Origin of the sequence: Streptomyces sp. S.PNR 29 (genome assembly GCF_030386795.1) — a bacterium.
Lineage (GTDB): Bacteria > Actinomycetota > Actinomycetes > Streptomycetales > Streptomycetaceae > Streptomyces.
Genome location: NZ_JANUQM010000016.1, coordinates 193,058 through 214,545, shown reverse-complemented (window position 1 = coordinate 214,545; position 21,488 = coordinate 193,058). Strand labels below are relative to the sequence as shown.

The 21,488-nt window shown below is 69.8% G+C and carries 17 protein-coding genes, 1 tRNA gene and 1 pseudogene; 11 read left to right on the top strand and 8 right to left on the bottom strand.

The window, feature by feature from the left end:
• Nucleotides 1–19 precede the first annotated feature (19 nt).
• The 3 genes from uppS to NW895_RS34990 are packed head-to-tail and all read right to left on the bottom strand — an operon-like array spanning nt 20 to nt 3,241.
• Complete coding sequence (uppS, locus tag NW895_RS35000; RefSeq protein WP_289940848.1) at nt 20–1,825, bottom strand: polyprenyl diphosphate synthase; 1,806 nt, start codon at nt 1,823–1,825, stop codon at nt 20–22.
• On the bottom strand, nt 1,815–2,642 hold the full coding sequence (locus NW895_RS34995) for an ABC transporter permease (protein ID WP_289940846.1): 828 nt from the start codon (nt 2,640–2,642) through the stop codon (nt 1,815–1,817). Before NW895_RS34995 ends, uppS begins: the two co-directional genes overlap by 11 nt.
• Nucleotides 2,639–3,241 carry an ABC transporter ATP-binding protein gene (locus NW895_RS34990; RefSeq protein WP_289940845.1) on the bottom strand — a complete coding sequence of 201 codons (603 nt, stop codon included), beginning with the start codon at nt 3,239–3,241 and terminating at the stop codon, nt 2,639–2,641. The genes NW895_RS34995 and NW895_RS34990 overlap by 4 nt, the downstream gene beginning before the upstream one ends.
• 402 nt (nt 3,242–3,643) lie before the next feature.
• Between NW895_RS34990 and NW895_RS34985 the strand changes: the two genes are divergently transcribed.
• The 3 genes and pseudogenes from NW895_RS34985 to NW895_RS34975 all read left to right on the top strand — a co-directional run bounded on the left by NW895_RS34985 (nt 3,644) and on the right by NW895_RS34975 (nt 5,465).
• Nucleotides 3,644–4,108: a hypothetical protein gene (locus NW895_RS34985; RefSeq protein ID WP_289940843.1), complete on the top strand. Its 465-nt coding sequence runs from the start codon at nt 3,644–3,646 to the stop codon at nt 4,106–4,108.
• Nucleotides 4,109–4,306: 198 nt separating this feature from the next.
• Nucleotides 4,307–4,907 (top strand): annotated as a pseudogene (locus NW895_RS34980) (transposase); the annotation flags it as partial.
• 96 nt (nt 4,908–5,003) lie between these two features.
• Nucleotides 5,004–5,465, top strand: coding sequence for a GNAT family N-acetyltransferase (locus tag NW895_RS34975; protein ID WP_289940840.1), 462 nt, complete (start codon nt 5,004–5,006; stop codon nt 5,463–5,465).
• Nucleotides 5,466–5,695: 230 nt separating this feature from the next.
• Here the strand turns inward: NW895_RS34975 and NW895_RS34970 are convergent, their stop codons facing one another.
• Nucleotides 5,696–6,631: a LysR family transcriptional regulator gene (locus NW895_RS34970; RefSeq protein ID WP_289940839.1), complete on the bottom strand. Its 936-nt coding sequence runs from the start codon at nt 6,629–6,631 to the stop codon at nt 5,696–5,698.
• 139 nt (nt 6,632–6,770) lie between these two features.
• Between NW895_RS34970 and NW895_RS34965 the strand changes: the two genes are divergently transcribed.
• From NW895_RS34965 to NW895_RS34955, 3 genes are all read left to right on the top strand, one after another.
• The gene (locus NW895_RS34965; protein WP_289940889.1) at nt 6,771–7,982 is read left to right on the top strand and encodes an MFS transporter; all 1,212 of its coding nucleotides are present in this window, start codon (nt 6,771–6,773) and stop codon (nt 7,980–7,982) included.
• Nucleotides 7,983–8,220: 238 nt separating this feature from the next.
• Nucleotides 8,221–8,811 carry a TetR/AcrR family transcriptional regulator gene (locus tag NW895_RS34960; RefSeq protein ID WP_289940838.1) on the top strand — a complete coding sequence of 197 codons (591 nt, stop codon included), beginning with the start codon at nt 8,221–8,223 and terminating at the stop codon, nt 8,809–8,811.
• 145 nt (nt 8,812–8,956) lie between these two features.
• On the top strand, nt 8,957–11,182 hold the full coding sequence (locus tag NW895_RS34955) for an MMPL family transporter (protein ID WP_289940836.1): 2,226 nt from the start codon (nt 8,957–8,959) through the stop codon (nt 11,180–11,182).
• Nucleotides 11,183–11,298: 116 nt separating this feature from the next.
• On the opposite strand, the gene NW895_RS34950 is transcribed toward NW895_RS34955, so the two are convergent.
• Nucleotides 11,299–13,620 carry an MFS transporter gene (locus NW895_RS34950; protein ID WP_289940833.1) on the bottom strand — a complete coding sequence of 774 codons (2,322 nt, stop codon included), beginning with the start codon at nt 13,618–13,620 and terminating at the stop codon, nt 11,299–11,301.
• A 358-nt stretch (nt 13,621–13,978) separates the two neighbouring features.
• On the opposite strand from NW895_RS34950, the gene NW895_RS34945 reads away from it, so the two are divergent.
• The 5 genes from NW895_RS34945 (at nt 13,979) to ugpC (ending at nt 18,702) form a co-directional block, all read left to right on the top strand.
• A tRNA-Pro gene (locus NW895_RS34945) sits at nt 13,979–14,052 on the top strand.
• Between the two features lie 270 nt (nt 14,053–14,322).
• Entirely contained in the window at nt 14,323–15,603 is a 1,281-nt protein-coding gene (locus NW895_RS34940; RefSeq protein WP_289940832.1) for an ABC transporter substrate-binding protein, read from the top strand.
• A gap of 67 nt (nt 15,604–15,670) precedes the next feature.
• On the top strand, nt 15,671–16,624 hold the full coding sequence (locus NW895_RS34935) for a sugar ABC transporter permease (RefSeq protein WP_289940831.1): 954 nt from the start codon (nt 15,671–15,673) through the stop codon (nt 16,622–16,624).
• Nucleotides 16,624–17,457, top strand: coding sequence for a carbohydrate ABC transporter permease (locus NW895_RS34930; protein ID WP_289940828.1), 834 nt, complete (start codon nt 16,624–16,626; stop codon nt 17,455–17,457). Before NW895_RS34935 ends, NW895_RS34930 begins: the two co-directional genes overlap by 1 nt.
• A 51-nt stretch (nt 17,458–17,508) precedes the next feature.
• Nucleotides 17,509–18,702: a sn-glycerol-3-phosphate ABC transporter ATP-binding protein UgpC gene (gene ugpC, locus NW895_RS34925; RefSeq protein WP_289940827.1), complete on the top strand. Its 1,194-nt coding sequence runs from the start codon at nt 17,509–17,511 to the stop codon at nt 18,700–18,702.
• 28 nt (nt 18,703–18,730) lie between these two features.
• Here ugpC and NW895_RS34920 read toward each other — a convergent pair whose 3' ends face one another.
• The 3 genes from NW895_RS34920 to NW895_RS34910 all read right to left on the bottom strand — a co-directional run bounded on the left by NW895_RS34920 (nt 18,731) and on the right by NW895_RS34910 (nt 21,487).
• Nucleotides 18,731–19,753, bottom strand: a complete 1,023-nt coding sequence (locus tag NW895_RS34920) for an FAD-dependent oxidoreductase (RefSeq protein ID WP_289940826.1) — start codon at nt 19,751–19,753, stop codon at nt 18,731–18,733.
• 4 nt (nt 19,754–19,757) lie between these two features.
• Nucleotides 19,758–20,285 (bottom strand): NUDIX hydrolase family protein, encoded by a 528-nt coding sequence (locus tag NW895_RS34915; protein WP_289940825.1) that lies wholly within the window; start codon nt 20,283–20,285, stop codon nt 19,758–19,760.
• 83 nt (nt 20,286–20,368) lie between these two features.
• Nucleotides 20,369–21,487, bottom strand: coding sequence for an amidohydrolase family protein (locus NW895_RS34910; protein ID WP_289940824.1), 1,119 nt, complete (start codon nt 21,485–21,487; stop codon nt 20,369–20,371).
• Between the last annotated feature and the right edge of the window lies 1 nt (nt 21,488).

The window sequence follows — 21,488 nt, the reverse complement described above, 5'->3', positions numbered from 1 at the left end:
CCGCAGCGGGGACAGGGCGTCACTGAGCCCTGTTGATCACCCCGCCGGCAGCCTGCCGCCCCGCACCCGTCCCTCGGCCCGTGGCTGGGGCTGACCTCGGCCCCGCGGTTCCGTACCGGCGCTGACGGTTCCCGTATTCGGTGATGGCTCGCCACAGGTCGCGCCGGTCGACGTCCGGCCAGTAGCCGGACGTGAAGTGGAGTTCGGCGTACGTGGCGTGCCAGGGAAGGAAGTTGGAGGTGCGCTGCTCGCCTCCGGTGCGCCACAGCAGGTCGACGCTCGGCATGTCAGGGAAGGACAGGTGACGTGCGACGTCGTCCTCGCCGATGAAGTCGGGGTCCAGGTCGCCGGCCTTCGCCGCCCGGGCGAGGGCTGCGGCAGCCCGGGTGATTTCGTCCCGGCCGCCGTAGTTGAGGCAGAGGGTGCAGGTCAGGCCGGTACGAGTGCGGGTGGTGGCCTCCTTGTGCCGCAGGGACTCGACGAGGTCTGCCGGCAGTTTCTCCGGGTGACCGGACCAGCGCATGCGCACGTCCAGATCACGGAAGGGGTCGTCGGCCAGCTCCTTCTGGAGGGTGTCCATGAGGCCCGTGACTTCCGCCATGCCGCGTCTCCAGTTCTCGGTGGAGAACGCGTACAAGGTCAGATGGGGCAGGCCGATCTCCAAAGCGCCGTAGACGATCTCGTGCAGGGCGGCGACGCCGGCTCGATGGCCTTCGGAGCGGGGCAGGCCGCGGTGCTCGGCCCAGCGGCCGTTGCCGTCCATGATGATGGCAACGTGGGTCGGCATGGCTTCGGGGCCGATCTGCGGGGGCCGGCAGCCGCTGGGGTGGCCGGGTGGCCGCTGGAACGTCGTCGTACCAGGAGTCAGGGGCGCTGTGGTACGGGGGCCGGTTGCCGTGGGCCGTCGTGGGACGGAGGGAACAGTGACTGGGGTCAGGCTCCAGGCCAGGGCCGACCGGATGCGCGCGGGGACGAAGATACGTGCCCGCGTCGCCAGTGAGGGACGCGCCGCGGAGCGGAGCAGGGCCGGGCCTGCCGTCTCGACGGCGTCGAGCTGGGCAAGCAGCAGATCGGTCAGCGCCTTGACCACGGTGGCGGGTCCTGGGTGCATGCCGTGGGTCAGGCCGGGCTGGGTCACCCAGCGGCGGGCGATGCCGGTCAGTTCGACGACCAGCGCCGCCGCGGCCTCGGTCCACCGGCGGTGCCGCAGGTCGTCCTCGGCCCCGGGGAACTGTTCCACGAACTCGCGAGGAAGCAGGAGCCCGGCCTCGTCCAGGTCGTCCGCCAGGTCGGTGAGGGTTTCGACGAGGCGGACGCCATCGAGGAACCGCTCGTAACTCATCTGCCGGTCCATCCGGAAGACCACCGGCACGCCTGCCCGGCCGAGCAGACTCCGTACCAGGTCGAAGGTGGGTACGACATGACCGCGGCTCCAGGTGCGCCACTGGGCCCAGTCGTCGAAGTGCCGGAGGTGGGCGTCGTCGAGAGACACGAGCATCCCGTCCCGGAGAGCGGACACGTCCACGTGCCACCGGGTGGCGGTGTCCACCAGGGCAAGACGAATCGGGTCAGTGCTCGTGCCGGAGACCAGATCGTCCTCCAGTGCGGCGATCCAGCCCTCGGCCCGGGCGGCCCGCTCGGCTGCCGCGACATCCCGGTCGTCGATCAGATCGTCGATCGCCGACACCGCCGCCCAAAGAGCCCAGCCTGCCTCGTGCAGCGCGGCAGGCAGCAGGCGGATGAGAGCGTACGTCTCGGGATCCTGCCCGCGTGTCATGCGGCGGCACAGGCGATAAGCGGCCCTGAGGTCGGTGTCAGCTGGCATTGGCTGCTTGATCCTCACTGGATCGGCGAGGTCCCGGCAGGTGCGGCCGGGACGCCGGGAGCAGGGCGTTGCGGGTGCGGCGGTGGAAGGCGAGGAGAGCGACGAGCCCGGCTCCGGCGAACCAGCTGAACTGGACGGCGACGTGGCCGGGCACGTCCGCGGTGGAGAAGCCGGCGGCGGTGCTGGCCTGCATGGCGCCGTAGGAGGGCAGGAAACGAGTGACGGGGCTCTCGCTGCCCGAGCTGGTGATCGGGTTCTGCAGGCCGAGGTCGATGATGCTCGTCATCAGGATGGCGAACATGCCCTCGACCTCCCGACGCATCACGGCGCCGAAGCCGACGCCGAGAACGCCGTAGGTCAGGGCGGCGCCGAACAGGGCGACGGCGAGCAGGACGGGCTGGCGCGGTGTCCAGATCAGGCAGGTGACGGCGGTGGCGTAGGCCGACACGGCCGCGGAAGCCATGGCAAGAGCGGCGACCTTCGCCAGCACGAGATGGGCGCGGGGGTAGCCGGCCATGGCCAGGCGGCGGTCGAAGTCGTGACCGGAGAATGTGGCCGCGAACATCATGAACCCGGTGATCAGGGTGACGGCGTTGAGCGCACCGCTGATCTCGGTGATCTCGTTCCCTCGCGGAGCGAGCATCTCCCCGGTGGCCCGCAGCCGCATCCGGGCCGGGGAGTCGGGCATGACCGAGTACGCCAGCATCGTCCACAGCGGGATGAACACGGCGACCAGCACCATCGCGAACCGGTTGCGTACATGCTCGGTCACGGCGTACCGCGTCGCGGTGGCGAACAGCCCCAGGTGCCTGCTCATGCCGCACCCCCGGTGGGCTGGAGCATCCCGTCCTTCAGCCGCCACAGTTCGTCCAGTCGCTCGGCGTCGTAGGCGAGATGCGAGACGACCAGGACCGAGCGCCCGGCATCGCGCAGCCGGGCTGCGAGTTCCCAGAACCGCTGGTAGGTGTCCCAGTCGAAACCCTGGTAGGGCTCGTCGAGCAGCAGCACCTGCGGATGGTGCATGAGGGCCAGGGTCAGGTTCAGCTTCTGCCGCGTACCACCGCTGAGCACCCCGGCGCGTACGTTGCTGTACTCGGCGAACCCCAGGACGTCCATCGCCTCCTCGGCGTGGCCCAGGTCAGCCAGGCCGAAGGCGGTTTTGAAGAACTCCAGGTGCTGCCGGACGGTGAAGGCGTCGTTGAGGACGGCGTGCTGCGGGCAGTACCCGAAGCGGCCGCTGTGCCGGACAGTGCCGCGACAGGGGCGCAGCTCCCCGGAGAGGATCCTGAGCAGAGTCGACTTGCCGGCACCGTTCTCACCGACGATTCCGACCAGTGCGCCGGGAGGCAGATCGAAGTCGACCCCGCGCAGCACCGCGCGACGACGGTAGGAGTGATGTAAGTCCCTGACCTTCACGCGGTCGCCCCACCGACGATGCCCAGGGCCGCCGGCGCGACGCCTACGTCACAGACACTCCGGCGCCCAGGAATCCTCAAAGCCCCTCCAGGCAGGTCGACCGTGGATGACCGGCACTGCCCCGGTGTCACCAACAGGGCTGCGTCGTATGCGAGTTGCCGCCGCCCCGCCCGGGCGACGCACAGACCGTACAGCCGCAGAAAAGCTGGTGCAGGGTGCCAGTGTGCTAATCCCCTCGATCGGGTGACAGCAGCCCGTCCGGCCACCCCATACCATTGGGGAGCTGGTCATGCCTGCGTCACCGCGGGCACATGTCAGGACCGGATCAGGGCTGTCGCGCCGGGGCTGCGGTACCGGCTCGTTGGCACGGCAGCGGCTTGCCTGCAGGGCGTGGACCTGCCGGTGGGCGACGTCGACATCCTGGTCGAGCGACGCCAGGACGTGGACGCCGTTGCTGAGGCGCTGGCTGACCTGCCCTGTGTGACTGCTCCGCAATGGCTCGCACCGGCCCGTCAGTACTTCGCCCGCTACAGCGTGGACGGTGTCGGATTCGAGGTCAGCACGGTGGAAGTGCCGTGCGACGAGGAGGGGTGGGAGTGTCAGGGGCCCGGCCCTTGGCGGCACTACGTCACCGTGGACTGCGGCGGGCACCGCATCGCATGCGTGCGGCTGGAGCTTCGGCTGACCACCGAGTTCCTCCGTGATCGCCCTGACCGGTACCAGCCGCTGCTGGCCCACCTCGGTACTCACGGCGCCGACCTCGAACTCCTGCAGCACAGCATCACGGTACGCGGGGTCCCTGAGACGCTCGCGCGCCTGACTCGCGGCTTCCCGGCCACCGTCGCCACCCCAACCCGCTGCGGGTGAGGTGCTGACAGACCTCAGCGGCGCTACGTCGTCAAACGCGGGGCAGCAGCTGGCCCTACCTTTCAGATCATGGGTTGGCCCCAGCCATTCGTAGGGTTGTGGCACCCAGGGGAGTGGGGTGTGGCTCTCAGCTGCGCTGCCGTCCATGGCTTCGGAGGCTTGGCCGCCCCGCTCTCCACGACGACTCGGCCGCCGACCGCTTTGGAGCGGGCTGTTGAACTCACCAACGCCGGACCGCTGCTCCTGCTCACCGGCTACCGGACTCCAGCCGCTCTGCGCCGGATCGGCATCAGCCGGCTGACGACCTGGCTGCGCAATCGCAAGGTCCGTGGAGCCGAGAACCTGGCCAAGGCAGCTGTGGAGGCCGCCGAGCGTCAGCACACAGCCGTCGCTGGCGAGAAGGTCATCGCCCAGATGGTTCACACCCTGGCAAAGGAGGTGATGGGCCTCAACGAGGAGATCGCTGAGACCGACAAGCTCATCGAGGGCCGGTTCCGCGAACACGAACTCGCCGAGATAGTGCTCAGCATGCCGGGCATGGGCCCGAAGCTCGGTGCCGAATTCCTGGTCGCCGTCGGCGGCAGCCTGGACGGCTTCCCTACCGCGGACCGGCTCGCGGCCTTCGGTGGTGTCGCTCCCGCCCCGCACGATTCCGGCAAGACCAGCGGAAATCAGAGGCGAAGGAAAGAGCCACATCCAGGCCGTCTTGGCGCTGGCCCGGCGACGCGTCAACGTCCTGTGGGCACTCATCCGCGACCGACGGTGCTACCAAGTCGAACCTCCAGCAGCGGCCTGCTGAACGCTCGTCCTGTCCAGCCGGAGGCCATCGCGTACTGGTCCCGCACGACTGCAGGGTGCGAAGATCGAAAGACCTACACCTGAGCGGGGGACGTAGATGGACGTGCTGATCAGGCCCGCACGGGCAACGGAAGCGGACATACTGACCGACTTGGCACTGCGGTCCAAGGCGCACTGGGGCTATGACGCCGAGTTCCTGGAAGCGTGTCGAGACGAGCTCACCGTTGCCGCGCACGAGGTCGCACGACGACGAGCCACGGTGGCTGACAGAGATGGCCACATCCTGGGCTTCACGACTCTTGAGGGAGAGCCACCCACAGGCGTTCTGGGCATGATGTTCGTCGAGCCGCAGGCCATTGGCCAGGGGATCGGCCGCCTGCTGTTCGAACGCACCATCGCTGCTGGACGAGACCTGGGGTTCGCTCAACTCACGATCGACGCGGACCCGAATGCCGAGCCGTTCTACCGCGCGATGGGCGCAGTCCGCATAGGAAACGTCCCCTCGGGCTCCATCGCCGGCAGAGTGCTGCCGCAGATGGTCGTCACCATCCAGCGCTGAAACAGCGCCGCTTGACAACATCATTGGGAAGCCTCCGCCGGCGAGCACGTGGTGGACCCTGTCCGCGGAGAAGGCCGCCGCCCTCATGAGGGGCATCCGTCCAGCCTCCGCCACCGACTGCTGCCGCGACCTCGCTCGGGATCTCCTCGCCGACCTGCGGCGAGCGCCCTGCCGACCTGCTCGACCCCCCCGGCTCATTGGTCCACGGTGAAACGAAGACGCGGCGTCGTTCAGCGCGGAATCACCCAGCCCGGCCTCCAGGTCCCGGCGGCGTCGTGGCCGGCCGTTGCGGAGGCGAGGTGGGCGCGGAGGGTGGCCAGCGCCGGGTGGGGGTTGTCGCGGTGCCAGAGGAGCGAGTGCGGGTAGACGGGGGTCGGGTCGGTCACCGGGATGCGGCGCAGGCCGTGGCCGTCCGGCCAGACCAGGCGGGTGTGCTCGCCCATGAAGGTGGCCAGGGCCGGGGTGTCAGCGACGGTGTCGAGGAGCGCGTCGGAGCCGAAGTTGGGACCGGTCGCCTCGATGGTGAGGCCGAACTCGGCGACAAGGTCGTCGTAGAACGCTCCCCACTCGGTACCGGGGACGATGCCGGGCATCCAGATCCGGTGCCCGACGAGCTGAGCAAGGGTCACCGACCGGGCGTCCGCCAGCGCGTGGGCGGGGCCGGTGAGAAGCTGAAGCGGCTCGTCGAGCACCCGGACGGACTCGATGCCCTCGGGAAGGGGCCGGCCGGGCATCGCAACGGCGCGGAAGGACGCGTCGATCGCACCGGACCGGATGGCGGCGACGGCCGTCTCGATCTCGAACAGCATCAGCACGTCGAGGTCGATCTCGGGGTACGCGCGGTGGAAGCCGCGCATCAGACCCGACGCCGCGCCGCGCGAGGCGATCACGTCGACGCGCAGTGGACGGCGGCCGGTGCGCACGGACGCGACCGCGCGCTCGGCAACGCGCAGCAGTTCGCGTGCGTGGGGCAGGAACGCCTGTCCGTCGATGGTCGGCTCGGCGCCGCGCGGCGTGCGTGTGAACAAGCGCACGCCGAGGTCGCGCTCCAGCGCGGCCATGCGCTTGGAGACAGCCTGCTGGGTGATCGACAGGTCGGCGGCGGCCTTCTGGAACTGGCCCGATTCCGCCACGGCGACGAAGGTGCGTACTGCTTGCAGATCCACGCCGAGCCACGTTAGTGAACAACGGATGGTTGTGGAAAGCCGGTAGGGCAGTTGTTTGACCTGCTGTTATCCAGCCCGCTTAGCTCTCATGGTCAACGTCGGTTTGTTCGTGTGGGTCGCCAAGGGGAGCGCGCTGAGCATGCTGGGCAGGAGACCGTTGGGCCGGCAGTTCGGCTGGCTGTGGGCGGCATACGCGGTGAGTGCGTATGGGTCCGGGCTGGGATTCGGTGCGCTGCCGCTGATCGCCGTGCTGGTGTTGCATGCCGGCCCCGCTGAGGTGTCCGCGCTGTCTGCGGTGGGGCCCGCGGTGGGTGCGCTGATCGCGGTGCCACTCGCGCCGTGGGTGGAGTTCCGGCGCAAACGCCCGGTCATGATCGCGATGGACCTGACCCGGTTCGCGGCCATGGCGACGATCCCGGTCGCCTACGCCTTCGGCCGGCTCGGCTTCGTCCAGCTGCTCGTGATCTCGGCGCTGGTCGCCGCAGCCAAGATCGCCTTCAACGCGGCCAGTGGCGCCTGCCTCAAGGCCCTCGTCCGGCCGGATGGCCTGCTCGTCGCCAACGCGCGGTTCGAGTCCACGAACTGGAGCTCCATCGCGGTCGGGCCACCGCTGGGCGGGGCGGCGATCGGTCTGTTCGGGCCGGTCACCACTGTGGTGGCCGACGGGCTCAGCTATCTGCTCTCAGCGCTGTGCATCACCGCGATCCGCGGTCGAGAAGAAGCGCCGCGACCAACCGGTAAAAGCCCGGTCCGGGCAGGCGCATTGCTCGCCGGCTGGCGACACATCATGGGCCACCCCGGTCTGAGGGCGCTCTACCTCAACCAGATGCTCGTCTCCGGTCTGATCATGGCCACCGAGCCGCTGCTGGCCGTGCTGCTCCTCCGCCGGCTCGAGTTCCCGCCGTGGCAGTACGGCCTCGCCTTCGCCGCCCCCTGCCTCGGCGGACTCATCGGCTCCCGGCTGGCCCGGCGCGTCGTGGCCCGCTACGGACGGCACCGGGTCTTCCGGACCGTCGGCACCCTGCGAGCGGTCTGGCTCATCGGCCTGGCCTTCGTCCGTCCCGGCGTCGTGGGTCTCATCACCGTGATAGCCGTCGAGCTGGCGATCATCATCAACATGAGCCTGTACACCCCGGTGCTCGCCACCTACCGGCTCGAATGCACGCCCGGACATCTCGTCGCCCGGACCCTGTCGGCCTGGTCCATCGGCCAGCAGGCGTCCATCGCCGTCCTCACCGCGCTCGCCGGGCTGCTCGCCGACGCCACCGGCCCACGCACCGCCATCACGGTCGCGGGACTGCTCGTCCTGACCACCCCGCTCCTGCTTCCCCGACGCGACCACACGCCTTAGCACGAGCCGGAACTGACTCACCGTCACTCATGACCCACCGCAACCTGCCGTGAGGCCTCACGTAAGCACTGCCCTGGCGGGCGGCACTGCCCGGGAAGCCGTTTCAACGGTCCCGCGGCCGGCTCTCGGCTGAGAGCCGCATGGGGAGTGCGAAACGAAACGGTTCCGTACTACACTGCGGAGGAGTGAGGGGAACGAAACAGTTTCGTTCTGGCTGCGCTCTGGAGAGGTGAGTGACATGACCGAGGTCGCAGCGCCGCGTCGCGGTCGGATCACGCCCGAGCGCGAGGCCGAGGTGTACTCGGCCGTGCTCGATGTGCTCCGCGAGGTCGGCTATGACGGCCTGACCATGGACGGAGTGGCGGCACGTACCCACTCCAGCAAAGCCACGCTCTACCGCCAGTGGGGCGGCAAGGCCGAGCTGGTCGTCAGGGCGATGCGGCACACCAAGCCGGGCAGCAGCGCCGACGTCGACACGGGATCACTGCGGGGCGACTTTCACGCCCTGCTCTCCCGCGGGGACGAATCGGCCATGGAACAGACCTCCTCGCTGATGCGCGGTCTGGCCATGGCGATGCACCACAACCCGGACCTCATGCGCGTCTTCCGGGAACAGCTCGTCGAACCGGAAATGGACGACTGCCGCCGGGTGGCGCAGCGCGCTGTCGACCGGGGCGAGGTCCGTGCGGACAACCCCGCGCTGGACTATGTGGCGCACATGCTGATCGGCGCGCTCGTCGCCCGTACCGTGATCGACAACCGCCCGCCGACGCGGGCGTTCTTCCGTTCCTACCTCGACGCCGTGGTCCTCCCCGTTCTCGGCGTCTGACCCCTCGCCCAGTCCCCAGCAACGCAGTTCAGCCGTACCTGACACGACCTCCCCCATTGCCTCAAGGGCATGGGCGGGACCCCCATCGTCGTCGGGCCGGTCCCCCCTGCCCTGAACAACCCACGACTGACCGGGAGTACGTCCCGTGGCCACCTTCCTTTACAAACTCGGCCGGTTCGCCTTCCGGCGACGGCACTTCGTAGCCCTCTTCTGGGCGGCGCTGCTGGCCGTCGCAGGCGTCGCGGCGTTCAACGCCCCCTCCGCGGGATCGTCGTCCTTCTCGATCCCCGGCACCGAGGCCCAGAAGGCCTTCGACCTGCTGGACCAGCGCTTCCCCGGCATGAGCGCGGACGGCGCGACCGCGCGGGTCGTCTTCAAGGCTCCCTCGGGAGAGAAGATGAGGGACCCCGACAACAAGGCCGTCGTCACGCAGACCGTCAAGGAGCTCCGTGGAGGCGCCGAGGTCGGTTCCGTCACCGACCCGTTCACCTCGCACGCGGTGAGCAAGGACGGGACGATCGCCTACGCCCAGGTGAGGTACGACGTCCCCGCCATGGAGCTGAAGGACTCCACCAAGGACTACCTGGACAGGACGGTGGAGGAGTCCCGGCACTCCGGGCTGACCGTCGAGGTCGGCGGTGACGCGCTCCAGGCGACGCCCGAGACGGGAGCGGGAGAGATCGTCGGCCTCGCCATCGCCGCGGTCGTCCTCGTCGTCACCCTGGGCTCGCTGGTCGCGGCCGGGCTGCCGCTGCTGACCGCGATCATCGGAGTGGGCATCGGCGTGGCGGGCATCACGGCCCTCGCCAGCACGCTCGACCTCGGCACCACCACCTCCACGCTGGCCCTGATGATCGGCGTCGCCGTCGGCATCGACTACGCCCTGTTCATCGTCTCCCGCTACCGGGCCGAGCTGGCCGAGGGCCGCGAGCGCGAGGAGGCGGTCGGCCGGGCCACCGGCACGGCGGGCTCGGCGGTGGTCTTCGCCGGACTGACGGTCGTGATCGCGCTCGTCGGGCTCGCGGTCGTCAATGTCCCGATGCTGACCAAGATGGGCATCGCGGCGGCGGCCACGGTCGCCATCGCGGTACTGATCGCCCTCACGATGATCCCGGCGCTGCTCGGGTACGCGGGCCGGAAGATCCAGCCGCTGGGCAGGAAGAGCAAGCGGTGGGGCCGCAAGAAGGTGCACGACAACGCCGAGACCAGGCCCAACATGGGCACGCGCTGGGCGAGCTTCGTCGTCCGCCGTCCCGCCGCCGTCCTGCTGCTGGCCGTGGCCGCTCTCGGCGCGGTGGCCGTCCCGGTGACCCAGCTGGAGCTGGGGCTGGGCGACGACGGCACCCAGCCGAAGTCCACGACGCAGCGGCAGGCGTACGACCTCCTCTCGGAGGGCTTCGGCCCGGGCTTCAACGGCCCGCTGATGGTCGTCGTCGACGCGAAGGACAGCGCCGACCCGAAGGCGGCCGCCACCACGGTGAGCGACGAGATCAAGGGCCTGAAGGACGTCTCGACCGTCACTCCGGCGGCCTTCAACAAGGCCGGCGACACGGCGACGATCACCGTCGTCCCGGACTCCAAGCCGTCCTCGACCGAGACCGAGGACCTGGTGCACGGCATCCGTGACAAGGCGGACGGCGTCAAGGCCGACACGGACGCGCGAGTGCTGGTGACGGGCACGACGGCGATGAACATCGACTTCTCGCAGAAGCTGACCGACGCGCTGATCCCCTACCTGTGCCTGGTGGTCGGCCTCGCCTTCCTGCTCCTGATGGTGGTCTTCCGCTCGATCCTGGTCCCGCTGAAGGCGGCCCTCGGCTTCCTGCTGTCGGTGCTTGCGGCGCTCGGTGCCGTGGTCGCGGTCTTCCAGTGGGGCTGGCTGGCCGATCTGCTCGGCGTCGAGGAGACCGGCCCGATCATGTCGATGACGCCGATCTTCCTGATCGGCGTGGTCTTCGGCCTGGCCATGGACTACGAGGTGTTCCTCGTGACCCGCATGCGCGAGGCCTACGTCCACGGCGAGCGGCCCCAGCAGGCCGTGGTGACCGGCTTCAAGCACGGCGCGCGCGTGGTCACGGCCGCCGCGATCATCATGATCGCCGTCTTCGCCGGCTTCATCAGCTCCAGCGAGTCCATGATCAAGATGATGGGCTTCGGGCTGGCGATCGCGGTCTTCTTCGACGCGTTCATCGTCCGTATGGCCATCGTCCCGGCCGTCCTGGCCCTGCTGGGCAAGGCGGCCTGGTGGCTCCCGAAGTGGCTGGACCGCGCCCTGCCCAACGTGGACGTGGAGGGCGAGGGCCTGCGCGCGCAGGCCAACCCGGAGGTTGCGTCCATCGAGCGGGAGCCGACCCCCGCGCCGGTGCGGTAGCCGGTGCTCGTGGGCGCCGGTGCCCTGTGAGGCCCCTTGACTGACAGGCGCCGACGTCAAAGCGTCCGCCGCCCGGATGATCCCGGGAGGCGGACGCTTCCGTGTGAGCAGGGGGCTCACGCCTCCTTGTGGCTCAGCAGGATGTCGACGCCGTCCTCGCTGCCGTTCAGCGTGATCGACGTGGCGACCGGCGGATAGCCGCTGGCGATCACGGTGTACTGCTGGCTGGAGAGGTCGGCGAAGGAGTAGCTCCCGTCGACGCCGGTCGTGTGCGTCCCCACGACGTTGCCGGCGGCGTCGAGCAGGGTGACGCGGGCGTCGTCGAGCGCACGGCCGTCCTGGGTGTGCACCGTCCCGCGCAGCGTCGCCGCGACGAGCAACTGGATGTCGCAGTGCGCGCCCTCGGCGGTGACGGTGGCCGGCACGGCGGCCGGGCGGTGGCCGGGGGCGCTGACACTGAGGGTGTAGTCGCCGGGCAGCAGGTCGCTGACGCGGTACCCGCCGTCGTTTCCCGTGGTAGTGGAGGCCGTCACCTCACCGCCCTGGTCGGTGGCCACCACCAGGGCGCCGGACAGGGCGTCGCCGTCCCCGCCGCGCACGGTACCGGCCACGCCGCCCCTGCCGGGGAGGATCACGAGGTCGTGGGAGACCGGGGTGCCGTTCAGGCTCAGGGTGGCGACCTGCGGCTGGTGACCGGGTGCCGAGCCGATGAGGACCAGGCTGCCGCGCTCGGGGGTGTCCAGCGCGTACGAGCCGTCCTCCCGTGAGGTGGTGCGGGCCACCTGGTGGCCGGCCGAGTCCAGCAGGGTGATCGCGGTGCGCGGCACGGGTGCGCCGGCCCCGTCCCGGACGCGTCCGCGGATGACCGGGTCGGCGATCGGAGGCGCAGCCGTGGGGGCGGTCTGCCCGGCGGCCTCGGGTCCGACCGCGGCCGGGGCCTCAGCCTGCTCCTCGGATTCCTCGGCGGGCGCGCTCGCGCTCTTCCTGGAGCGGAACAGCAGCACCGTGACGATCACGGCGAAGGCGAAGAACCCGGCCGACCACCAGTAGGCGACCTCGTAGCTGTGCAGCGCGGCGTTCGCCTTGACCAGCGGGTCGTTCAGGTGGTCCTGCGCATAGTCGGTGGCGGCGCTCGCGGCCAGGGTGTTCAGCAGCGCGGTGCTGATCGAACCGCCGATCTGCTGGGTGGTGTTGACGGACGCCGAGGCGACGCCCTGGTCGCTCGCCTGCACTCCCAGGGTGGCGTAGCTCATCGCCGCGGGCATCGACATACCGAGCCCCGCGCCCAACAGCAGCAGCGGCGGCAGCACATGTGCCGCGTAGCTGCTGTCCAGGCCGAGGCGGGTCAGCCAGACCATGCCGCCCGCGGCCACCAGCAGGCCGACGGGCACGACGATCTTGGGTCCGATCTTCGGCACCAGCCAGTTGGTGGACAACTGCGCCAGCACCATCAGCGCGCCCACCATCGGCAGGAAGGCCACGCCGTTCTTCACCGGCGAGTAGCCCAGCGTCGACTGCAGGTAGTAGGTGAGGAAGAGGAAGACGCCGAACATCCCGGCGGACGAGATGAGGATGGTCGACAAGGCGGCGGCGCGGTCGCGGTCGGCCAGCACCCTGAGCGGCAGGAGGGGGTGCTTCGCCCGGGCCTGCCAGAGGAAGAAGGCCAGCAGCAGGACGCCACCTCCGGCGAGGAAGCCCCAGGTCATCCAGTTGTCCCAGTCGTGGGTCTCCGCGTTGGCGAAGCCGTAGACGATGCCGAACAGGCCGCCGGAGACCAGGACGGCACCGAAGATGTCCAACTGCGGCCGCACGGCCGGGACGGAACGGCTGACGAAGACGATCGCACCGATCAGGGCCGGCACCGCGATGATGTCGTTGACGTACAGCGTCCAGCGCCAGTCCAGGTACTCGGTGAGCAGACCGCCGAGAACCAGTCCCACGGCGGCCCCTGAGCCGGCGATGGCACCGAATACGCCGAACGCCCGGGCGCGTTCCTTGGCGTCGGTGAAGGTCGTCGTCAGCAACGACAGCGCCGCCGGAGCGAGCAGGGCACCGAACAGCCCCTGCACCGCACGCGCCACGACCAGCATGGTGAACCCATGGGCGGCGCCGCCGAGCGCCGAGGCCGCGGCGAAGCCGACGATGCCGATGATGAAGGTCGTCTTACGGCCGAAGAGGTCGGCGAGTCGCCCGCCGAGCAGCAGCAGACTGCCGAACGCCAGCGAGTACGCGGTGACGATCCATTGCCGTCCGTTGTTGTCGAAGCCCAGGTCCTGCTGGGCGGACGGCAGCGCGATGTTCACGATCGTCGCGTCGAGCACCACCATGAGCTGAGCCAGGCCGATCACGGCCAGCGCCCACCATCGATGCTTCGCCTGCGCTGGGGTCCGGCCGTACAGCCCGGCCTGGACGGTGTCGGCCGAGGGCTCTGTCGTCATGGCACTCACCCACAATTAGTCCGAAACGGTTTCGTACAGGAATCTAGGGCAGGCCTGCAACGAAACTCAATCGTTTCGATGTGCGGGGAAGGTAAGAAGAAATGAAAAAAGGCGGAGACGCGTGGCCTCCGCCTCCCGGTCCGAGCTTCGCCGTCGGCAGAGCCGACCTGCTCGGGGGCTGCTGTCACCCGGGCACCGGCACCGCCCCGCCCGGCAGGAAGCTCCCGATTCAGGTCAAGCGCCGGGTGCGGCGAGGGGTGTCGCCGGCCCCCAGGAAACCGGCGCGCGACCACCGGCCCGAGTGCGGTATTGTTTCCATGCGCGTCCGGCCAGGGGAAACCCCAGGTCAGGCGGGCAACGGGACGTGGCGCAGCTTGGTAGCGCACTTGACTGGGGGTCAAGGGGTCGCAGGTTCAAATCCTGTCGTCCCGACAGAATGCCTGGCGTGTCAGCCAGGGCGGGGCCTTGTTCCACTTCGGTGGAACAAGGCCCTCAGTCATTTTCCTGGTCCGAGCCGCCGCTGTCGTTGACCTTGCGTCTCCACCGCTTGACCATCCGTGCCGCGACCCGACGCTGCGTATTGGGTGATTTATGTAGTTATGTCCTTGATGTTGCCTTATGTTGTGCTTAGCGTTCGCCGGGAGACCATCTCCGCGGGGTGTGAGTCCCGCGCCGCCGTCCCGGAAGCGAGGTGTGGAGCGCGTGCACGTGAGGTGCCGCTCAAAAGGGACGCGCTGGCTGAGGGCGTTCGCCGTCCTGCCGCTGCTGGCGTCGACGCTCGCCGCGTGCGGCAGTGACGAGGGCGGTGGTCGGCCCACCCTCAACTGGTACAACTTCCCCGACGACTCCGGTGCGCTCCAGATGGCTGCCGACCGGTGCAGCCGGGCGTCCGGCGGCCGCTACCGGATCAGCTACAACAAGCTGCCGCGCGCCGCCGACGGGCAGCGTCAGCAGATGGTCCGCAGGCTCGCCGCCGAGGACGACTCGCTCGACATCCTCGGGCTGGACGTCACCTGGGCGGCGGAGTTCGCCGAGGCGCGCTGGATCCGGGAGTGGACGGGGGCGGCGAAGCGGCAGGCCACCGAGGGCACCCTGCGCGTACCGCTGCAGACGTCGACCTGGAAGGGCAAGCTGTACGCCGTCCCGTACAACACCAACACCCAACTCCTGTGGTACCGCTCGGACTTGGTGCCCACCCCGCCCAAGACCTGGTCCGAGATGCTGGACATGGCCCGCGACCTCGCCCGGCAGGGCAAACCGCACTTCGTGGAGATCCAGGGTGCCCAGTACGAGGGTCTGACCGTCTGGTTCAACACGCTGATCAACAGCGCCGGCGGCTCCATCCTCAACCCGACCGCGACCGAGCCCTCCCTCGGCCCTCCCGCCGCGCGGGCCGCCGGAATCATGCGAGAGCTGGCGAACTCCGTGGCCGCGGACCCCTCCCTGCCCAACCAGATGGAGGACCAGAACCGCCTCGCCATGGAGGCGGGCGTGGCGGCGTTCGAGATCAACTACCCGTTCGTCTATCCGTCGATGAGGCAGAACAACCCGCAGCTGTTCAAGAACTTCCGCTGGGCGCCGTACCCCCGGGTCGACGCCGACCGCCCGTCGCGGCCCACCATCGGCGGCATCGACCTGGCGATCAGCGCCTACTCGCGCCACCCGGACCTGGCCTTCGAAGCGGCCCTGTGCCTGCGCAACCGGGAGAACCAGCTCACCGCCGCGCTGATGGGCGGCCTGCCACCCACCCTGCGCGCCCTGTACGACGAGCCGGCGTTCATGAAGCAGTACCCGTTCTCCCGGGAAGTACTGGCCGCCCTGGAATCGGCGAGCGTACGCCCGATCACCCCTGCCTACCAGAACGTGTCGATCGCGGTCTCCCACACACTGTCGCCGCCGTCGGCGATCGAGCCGGTGAGTTCGGTCGAAACCATCGGCGACCAGATCGACGATGCCCTGCGATCCGAGGGTGTGATCCCGTGAACCACCACCCGCACCATCCCGTCGGCCGGCGCCCCCGCGCGCGGGTCTCACCACCGGGCGGTCCGCGATGAGCATGCAGGCGGAACCGGCCGGGGCCCCGGTGCCCCCCGAAGCGGAAGGGGTACGGCAGGACCGGGCCGCAGTCTCGGCGGGCGCCCGGCAGGAGCGCCGGCTCGGCTGGCTGCTGTGCGCGCCGGCCGTCGTCGTCATGCTCGCCGTGACCGCCTATCCGATCGGGTACGCCATCTATCTGTCCCTTCAGCGGTACGACCTGCGCTTTCCGGCACAGGCGGAGTTCGTGGGCCTGAGCAACTACGGAGCGGTGCTGTCCTCCTCGTTCTGGTGGGACGCCTTCTGGGTCACGCTGTTCATCACCGCCGTGTCCGTGGCCATCGAACTGGTCCTCGGCATGGGGCTCGCCCTGGTGATGCACCGCACGATCTTCACCCGCGGTGCCGTCCGCACCTCGGTCCTCATCCCGTACGGCATCGTCACCGTGGTCGCCGCCTTCTCCTGGCAGTATGCCTGGACCCCCGACCTCGGATACCTCGCCGAGCTGCTGCCCGAGGGCGAGGCCCCGCTGACCGAGCAATGGCCCGCCCTGTGGCTGATCATCCTCGCCGAGGTGTGGAAGACGACGCCGTTCATGGCCCTGCTGCTGCTCGCAGGCCTGGCGCTGGTCCCGGAGGAGACGCTGAAGGCGGCCATGGTGGACGGTGCCTCCCCCTGGCAGCGCTTCACCAAGGTCATGGTTCCGCTGATGAAACCGGCCATCCTGGTGGCCCTGCTGTTCCGCACGCTCGACGCGTTCCGGATCTTCGACAACATCTACGTGCTGACCCAGGGGGCACAGGACACCGGCTCCGTGTCGATCCTCGGGTACGACAACCTGTTCACCGCGCTGAACCTGGGCATCGGGTCGGCGATCTCGGTGCTGATCTTCATCTGCGTCGGGATCATCGCCTTCACCTTCGTCAAGCTGTTCGGCGCGGCCGCACCCGGCGCGGAGGTGAAGCGCTGATGGCCGCCGTAGGCAAGACGCACGCCGTCCGCTGGGGTGTCGTCAACGTGGTGGTGGTGCTGTACGCCCTGTTCCCGGTGTGGTGGATCGCCGCGCTGTCGTTCAAGGACCCCAGCACCCTCACGGACGGCGACTACATCCCCCGGGACTGGACCCTGGAGAACTACCGGGGCATCTTCGACACCTCCGAATTCACCAGAGCGCTGCTCAACTCGATCGGTATCGCGCTGATCGCCACGGTGATCGCGGTGGCACTCGGCACCATGGCCGCCTACGCGGTGGCCAGGCTGCGCTTCCCCGGCAAGCAGGTGCTCATCGGCATGTCCCTGCTGATCGCCATGTTCCCGCCGATCTCCCTGGTGTCCCCGCTGTTCAACATCGAGCGGATCATCGGGATCTTCGACACCTGGATCGGGCTGATCATCCCGTACATGACCTTCTCGCTGCCGCTGGCGATCTACACGCTGTCGGCGTTCTTCCGGGAGATCCCCTGGGATCTGGAGAAGGCGGCCAAGGTGGACGGGGCCACGCCCGCACAGGCCTTCCGGCTGGTCATCGTGCCGCTGGCCGCGCCGGGCGTGTTCACCACGGCCATTCTCGTGTTCATCTTCTGCTGGAACGACTTCCTGTTCGCGATCTCGCTGACCTCCACGGAGTCCGCGCGTACCGTGCCCGCCGCGATCGCGTTCTTCACCGGCAGCTCGCAGTTCCAGCAGCCCACCGGGTCGATCGCCGCCGCCGCTGTGGTGATCACCATCCCGATCATCGTTTTCGTCCTGTTCTTCCAGCGGCGGATCGTCGCCGGACTGACCTCCGGGGCGGTCAAGGGCTGACCGGCCGCACCCCCCGGACGCGGAAGGCATGAAGGCAAGGAGGCACCACCCATGGCCGAGATCATCCTTGAGGGAGTCACCAAGCGTTTTCCCGACGGAGCCCTTGCCGTGAGGGACGTGAATCTGGACATCGCCGACGGCGAGTTCGTGATCCTGGTCGGTCCGTCCGGGTGTGGGAAGTCCACGACCCTGAACATGATCGCCGGCCTGGAGGACATCACCGAGGGCACCCTGCGTATCGGCGACCGAGTCGTCAACGAACTCGCTCCCAAGGAGCGGGACGTCGCCATGGTGTTCCAGAGCTATGCCCTGTACCCGCACATGAGCGTGCGGGAGAACATGGGTTTCCCGCTGCGGCTCGCCAAGGTGGACAAGGCCACCATCGACGCCAAGGTCGAGGAGGCCGCACGGGTCCTCGACCTGACCGAGCAGCTGGACCGCCGGCCCGCCAACCTGTCGGGCGGGCAGCGCCAGCGGGTGGCCATGGGACGGGCGATCGTCCGTGACCCCAAGGCGTTCCTGATGGACGAGCCGTTGTCCAACCTGGACGCCAAGCTCCGGGTGCAGATGCGCACGCAGATCTCCCGGATCCAGCGACGCCTCGGCACGACCACCGTGTACGTCACCCACGACCAGACCGAGGCGATGACCCTCGGCGACCGGGTCGTGGTCATGCGGCAGGGCCTGGTCCAGCAGATCGGCACGCCCGCGCAGCTCTACGACTTCCCGCGCAACCTCTTCGTCGCCGGCTTCATCGGTTCGCCGGCGATGAACTTCCTCAACGCCGGCCTGGAAGAAGGGGTTCTGCGCTCGCCCCTGGGCGAACTGCCCCTGGACGACCGCACGCGGCAGACACTGGAGCGGCGGAACGCGCCCCGCGAGGTCATCGTCGGGCTGCGGCCCGAGGCCTTCGAGGACGCGGCCCTGTCGCCCGAGCACGCGGGACGCGGCCCCGTCTTCACCGCCACCGTGGAGGTACTGGAGTCGCTGGGCTCCGACGTGTACGTCTACTTCTCGGCGGAGGGCGGACCCGCGACCACCGCCGAACTGGAGGAACTCGCCTCCGATTCGGGCGCGCGGGACACCGGCGGCACCGAGGCCGCCCAGCAGATCGTGGCCCGTCTGGACGCCGCCACGCGTGCCCGCGAGGGTGCACCGGTGGAGCTGCGGGTCGACATGGCCAAGGCCCATGTGTTCGATCCGGCGACCGGAGCGAACCTGACCCATCAGGAGGCGGCCGGCTGAGAAGGTCCCCACCGAGTTCTCCCGTGACCTAACGCCCCCCGGAGCCCGGGGACAGACCCCGCGGCCGGCACCGGCGGAGCTCGGCCGCCGGTGCGCCGGTGGCGAGTTCCGATGCGACCAGCCGTCCGACGGTCGGGGCCAGGGTGACGGCCGAGTGTGTGACGGCCGCGTACACGGACCCGTCCGGCGTGACGGGTCCGATCAGCGGTCCGTCCGCCGGCACGGGCCGCCCGCCGACCCGGCGTTCCAGGACCCGGCAGGAGTCGGCCCGCCGGAAGGACGCACGCAGCAGCCGCAGGGGGGACGTCGTGTCACCCGTCAGAGATACGGTCATCAGCAGCTGCCCGTCACTGACCTCCCGCACCTCGAAGTCCGGCGCGGCCACGATGGTCCTGACGAGCCCGGGCGGCGCCGCGAGCCGTATCAGACAGGCTGGAGAGGTGCGGACCGGCAGCCGGATCCCCAGCGGTTCGGCCAGCCGCACCACCTCGGTGCCCGCGGCCAGCACCACGGTGGACCCGGCATGGAACCCCACGGACGAGGCCACGCCCCGCACCCGCCCGCCCTCGGCCTCCAGGGACGTCACGTCCGCGCCGAACACCACCCGCGCGCCCAGCGCGCGAGCCGCACGCACCAGCGCCGCGGTGACCGCCACGGCATCGACGCCCGCGTCGGAGGGCGTATGAACCGCCCATTCGGGAGGGGAACGGAGCTCCGGTTCGAGCGCCCGGATCTCGTCGCGACCGACGCGGAACCGTCCCTCACCGGGCTCGGCGTCGGCAGCCAGGTCCAGCGATCCGCACCGGCGCACGGCGACGCCCGGCACCTCCGACTCCAGCCGCCGGTAGTCCGCCCGCACCGACCCGCGCAGATCCCGGGCGCCACCGGGCCAGTCCCCGCCGCGGTCCCCGATCCACGCGAAGGAGCCACCGGTCACCCCCGTGGCCGGTCCCGGTCCCCGGTCGAGCAGTGTCACGGACACACCACGGCGTGCCAGGTGGTACGCCACCGAGGAACCGACGATCCCGGCGCCGACCACGACGACCGACACGGGGTCAGATCACGCAGCCCACATGCGCCAGCGCCTGCTTGAGCAGCACCCCGTGCCCGCCCGGCATCTCGCTCTGCACCGCCGGCGACAGGGCCTCCTGCGGGCTGAACCAGACCAGGTCGAGGGCGTCCTGCCGTGGCTGGCAGTCGCCGGTCACCGGCACCACGTACGCGAGCGACACCGCGTGCTGCCGTGGGTCGTGGTACGGCGTGATGCCCTGCGTCGGGAAGTACTCCGCGACCGTGAAGGGCTGCAACGAGGCCGGGAGCCGGGGCAGCGCCACCGGGCCGAGGTCCTTCTCCAGGTGGCGCAGAAGGGCGTCGCGGACGCGTTCGTGGTGCAGCACCCGGCCGGAGACCAGCGTCCGGCTGACCGTTCCGTCGGGCCCGATGCGCAGCAGCAGGCCGACGCTGGTGACTTCGCCGCTGTCGTCGACGCGCACGGGCACGGCCTCGACGTACAGGATCGGCATGCGGGCGCGCACCAGTTCCAGCTCGTCGGAAGTCAGCCAGCCGGGCGTGGTTTCGGTCATGTCAGACATTGTTTGATCATACTTTCAGGCCTTTCCGCTTAGCGGGAGCCGCTCGGGGACAACTGTGATCGGCCACACGTCGCTCAGCCACCGTCCGGCAGCCGGTAGACCCGGCGGGCGTTGTCCCGCCCGGCCCACCGCGCGATCCGCAGCGCGTCCGGCAGACTCAACTCGTCGGCGTCCACCCGCTCCTGCAGCAGCCCCGCCAGCCCCTGCCGGAAGGACAGGGCTCCCAGGTGGTAGAACTCGGCCACCCCGTAGGCGTCGGAGCTGTACAGCAGCTTGCGGAACGGAGTGATCTCCAGCGCCTCCGCCAGGACCGCCCCGGCTCGGGAGGGGCCCACGTAGTGCAGGGTGAGTCCCACGTCGAGATACACCTGCTCGAACACCGCCGTGAGGTAGGCGGCCTGGCGCTGGTAGGGCCAGCAGTGCAGCAGCAGGACGGGGATCGTGCCGGCCGTCAGGTGCAGCCAGTCCGTCAGATGGGTGGGATCGACCCGGTGCAGGCGGATGTCGCTGTCCCCGAACCCCGTGTGCATCTGGAGCGGCAGACCGAGGTCGACGGCGGTCCACAGCAGGTGCCGTACGAGAACCGGGTCATCGAGCCGGCCGCCGCGCGGGAGCCAGCGCCGGGCCGCCTCGGTGACCTCGGCGGCCGAGGGGCGGGCCGGGTCGAGGTCGAAGCCGGTGCGGTAGGCGGCCACCGACTTCACCGCCACCACGCCCGGCCGCTGCACCGCCTCCCGCGCGGCCGTGCGGAACGTCTCCGCGTACGCGTCCGGCTCCACCCCCTCGGCCGCCACGGCCTCGGCGACGCTCTCCAGCCGTACGACCTCGTGGGCGGAGTCGCCGGCGAGCTCCTGCGGGGTGGTGATGCGGTCGGGCGCGTAGCCGGTGTCCACACAGAACACGTCGGTGCGCGCGGCGGCGAGAAAACGCCGGTTCACTTCGCGCCAGCCCAGTTCGGCCCGCCGGGCCAGATACGCGTCGGCGGGGGCGTGGCGCGGCAGGTCCAGCAGGGGAGCGCAGTGGCGGCGGACGGCGACGCCCACGGGACTGTCGAAGGGCGAGACACCGGGCCACGCCTCGCCCTCGGTGATCAGCGACTCGAAGCCCGCCCGGTCCAGGTCGGCCGCGACGACACCGTGGCAGTGGTGGTCGGTCAGCCTCAGGGAGGTGAGCGCTTCGTGGACCGCGGTCATC

What these genes read in the sequence shown, in the direction of transcription:
- uppS (WP_289940848.1), bottom strand. Translation starts at nt 1,825, where the DNA reads ATGCCAGCTGACACCGACCTCAGGGCCGCTTATCGCCTGTGCCGCCGC.
- NW895_RS34995 (WP_289940846.1), bottom strand. Translation starts at nt 2,642, where the DNA reads ATGAGCAGGCACCTGGGGCTGTTCGCCACCGCGACGCGGTACGCCGTG.
- NW895_RS34975 (WP_289940840.1), top strand. Translation starts at nt 5,004, where the DNA reads ATGGACGTGCTGATCAGGCCCGCACGGGCAACGGAAGCGGACATACTG.
- NW895_RS34965 (WP_289940889.1), top strand. Translation starts at nt 6,771, where the DNA reads ATGCTGGGCAGGAGACCGTTGGGCCGGCAGTTCGGCTGGCTGTGGGCG.
- NW895_RS34960 (WP_289940838.1), top strand. Translation starts at nt 8,221, where the DNA reads ATGACCGAGGTCGCAGCGCCGCGTCGCGGTCGGATCACGCCCGAGCGC.
- NW895_RS34950 (WP_289940833.1), bottom strand. Translation starts at nt 13,620, where the DNA reads ATGACGACAGAGCCCTCGGCCGACACCGTCCAGGCCGGGCTGTACGGC.
- NW895_RS34935 (WP_289940831.1), top strand. Translation starts at nt 15,671, where the DNA reads ATGAGCATGCAGGCGGAACCGGCCGGGGCCCCGGTGCCCCCCGAAGCG.
- NW895_RS34930 (WP_289940828.1), top strand. Translation starts at nt 16,624, where the DNA reads ATGGCCGCCGTAGGCAAGACGCACGCCGTCCGCTGGGGTGTCGTCAAC.
- ugpC (WP_289940827.1), top strand. Translation starts at nt 17,509, where the DNA reads ATGGCCGAGATCATCCTTGAGGGAGTCACCAAGCGTTTTCCCGACGGA.
- NW895_RS34915 (WP_289940825.1), bottom strand. Translation starts at nt 20,285, where the DNA reads ATGACCGAAACCACGCCCGGCTGGCTGACTTCCGACGAGCTGGAACTG.
- NW895_RS34910 (WP_289940824.1), bottom strand. Translation starts at nt 21,487, where the DNA reads ATGACCGCGGTCCACGAAGCGCTCACCTCCCTGAGGCTGACCGACCAC.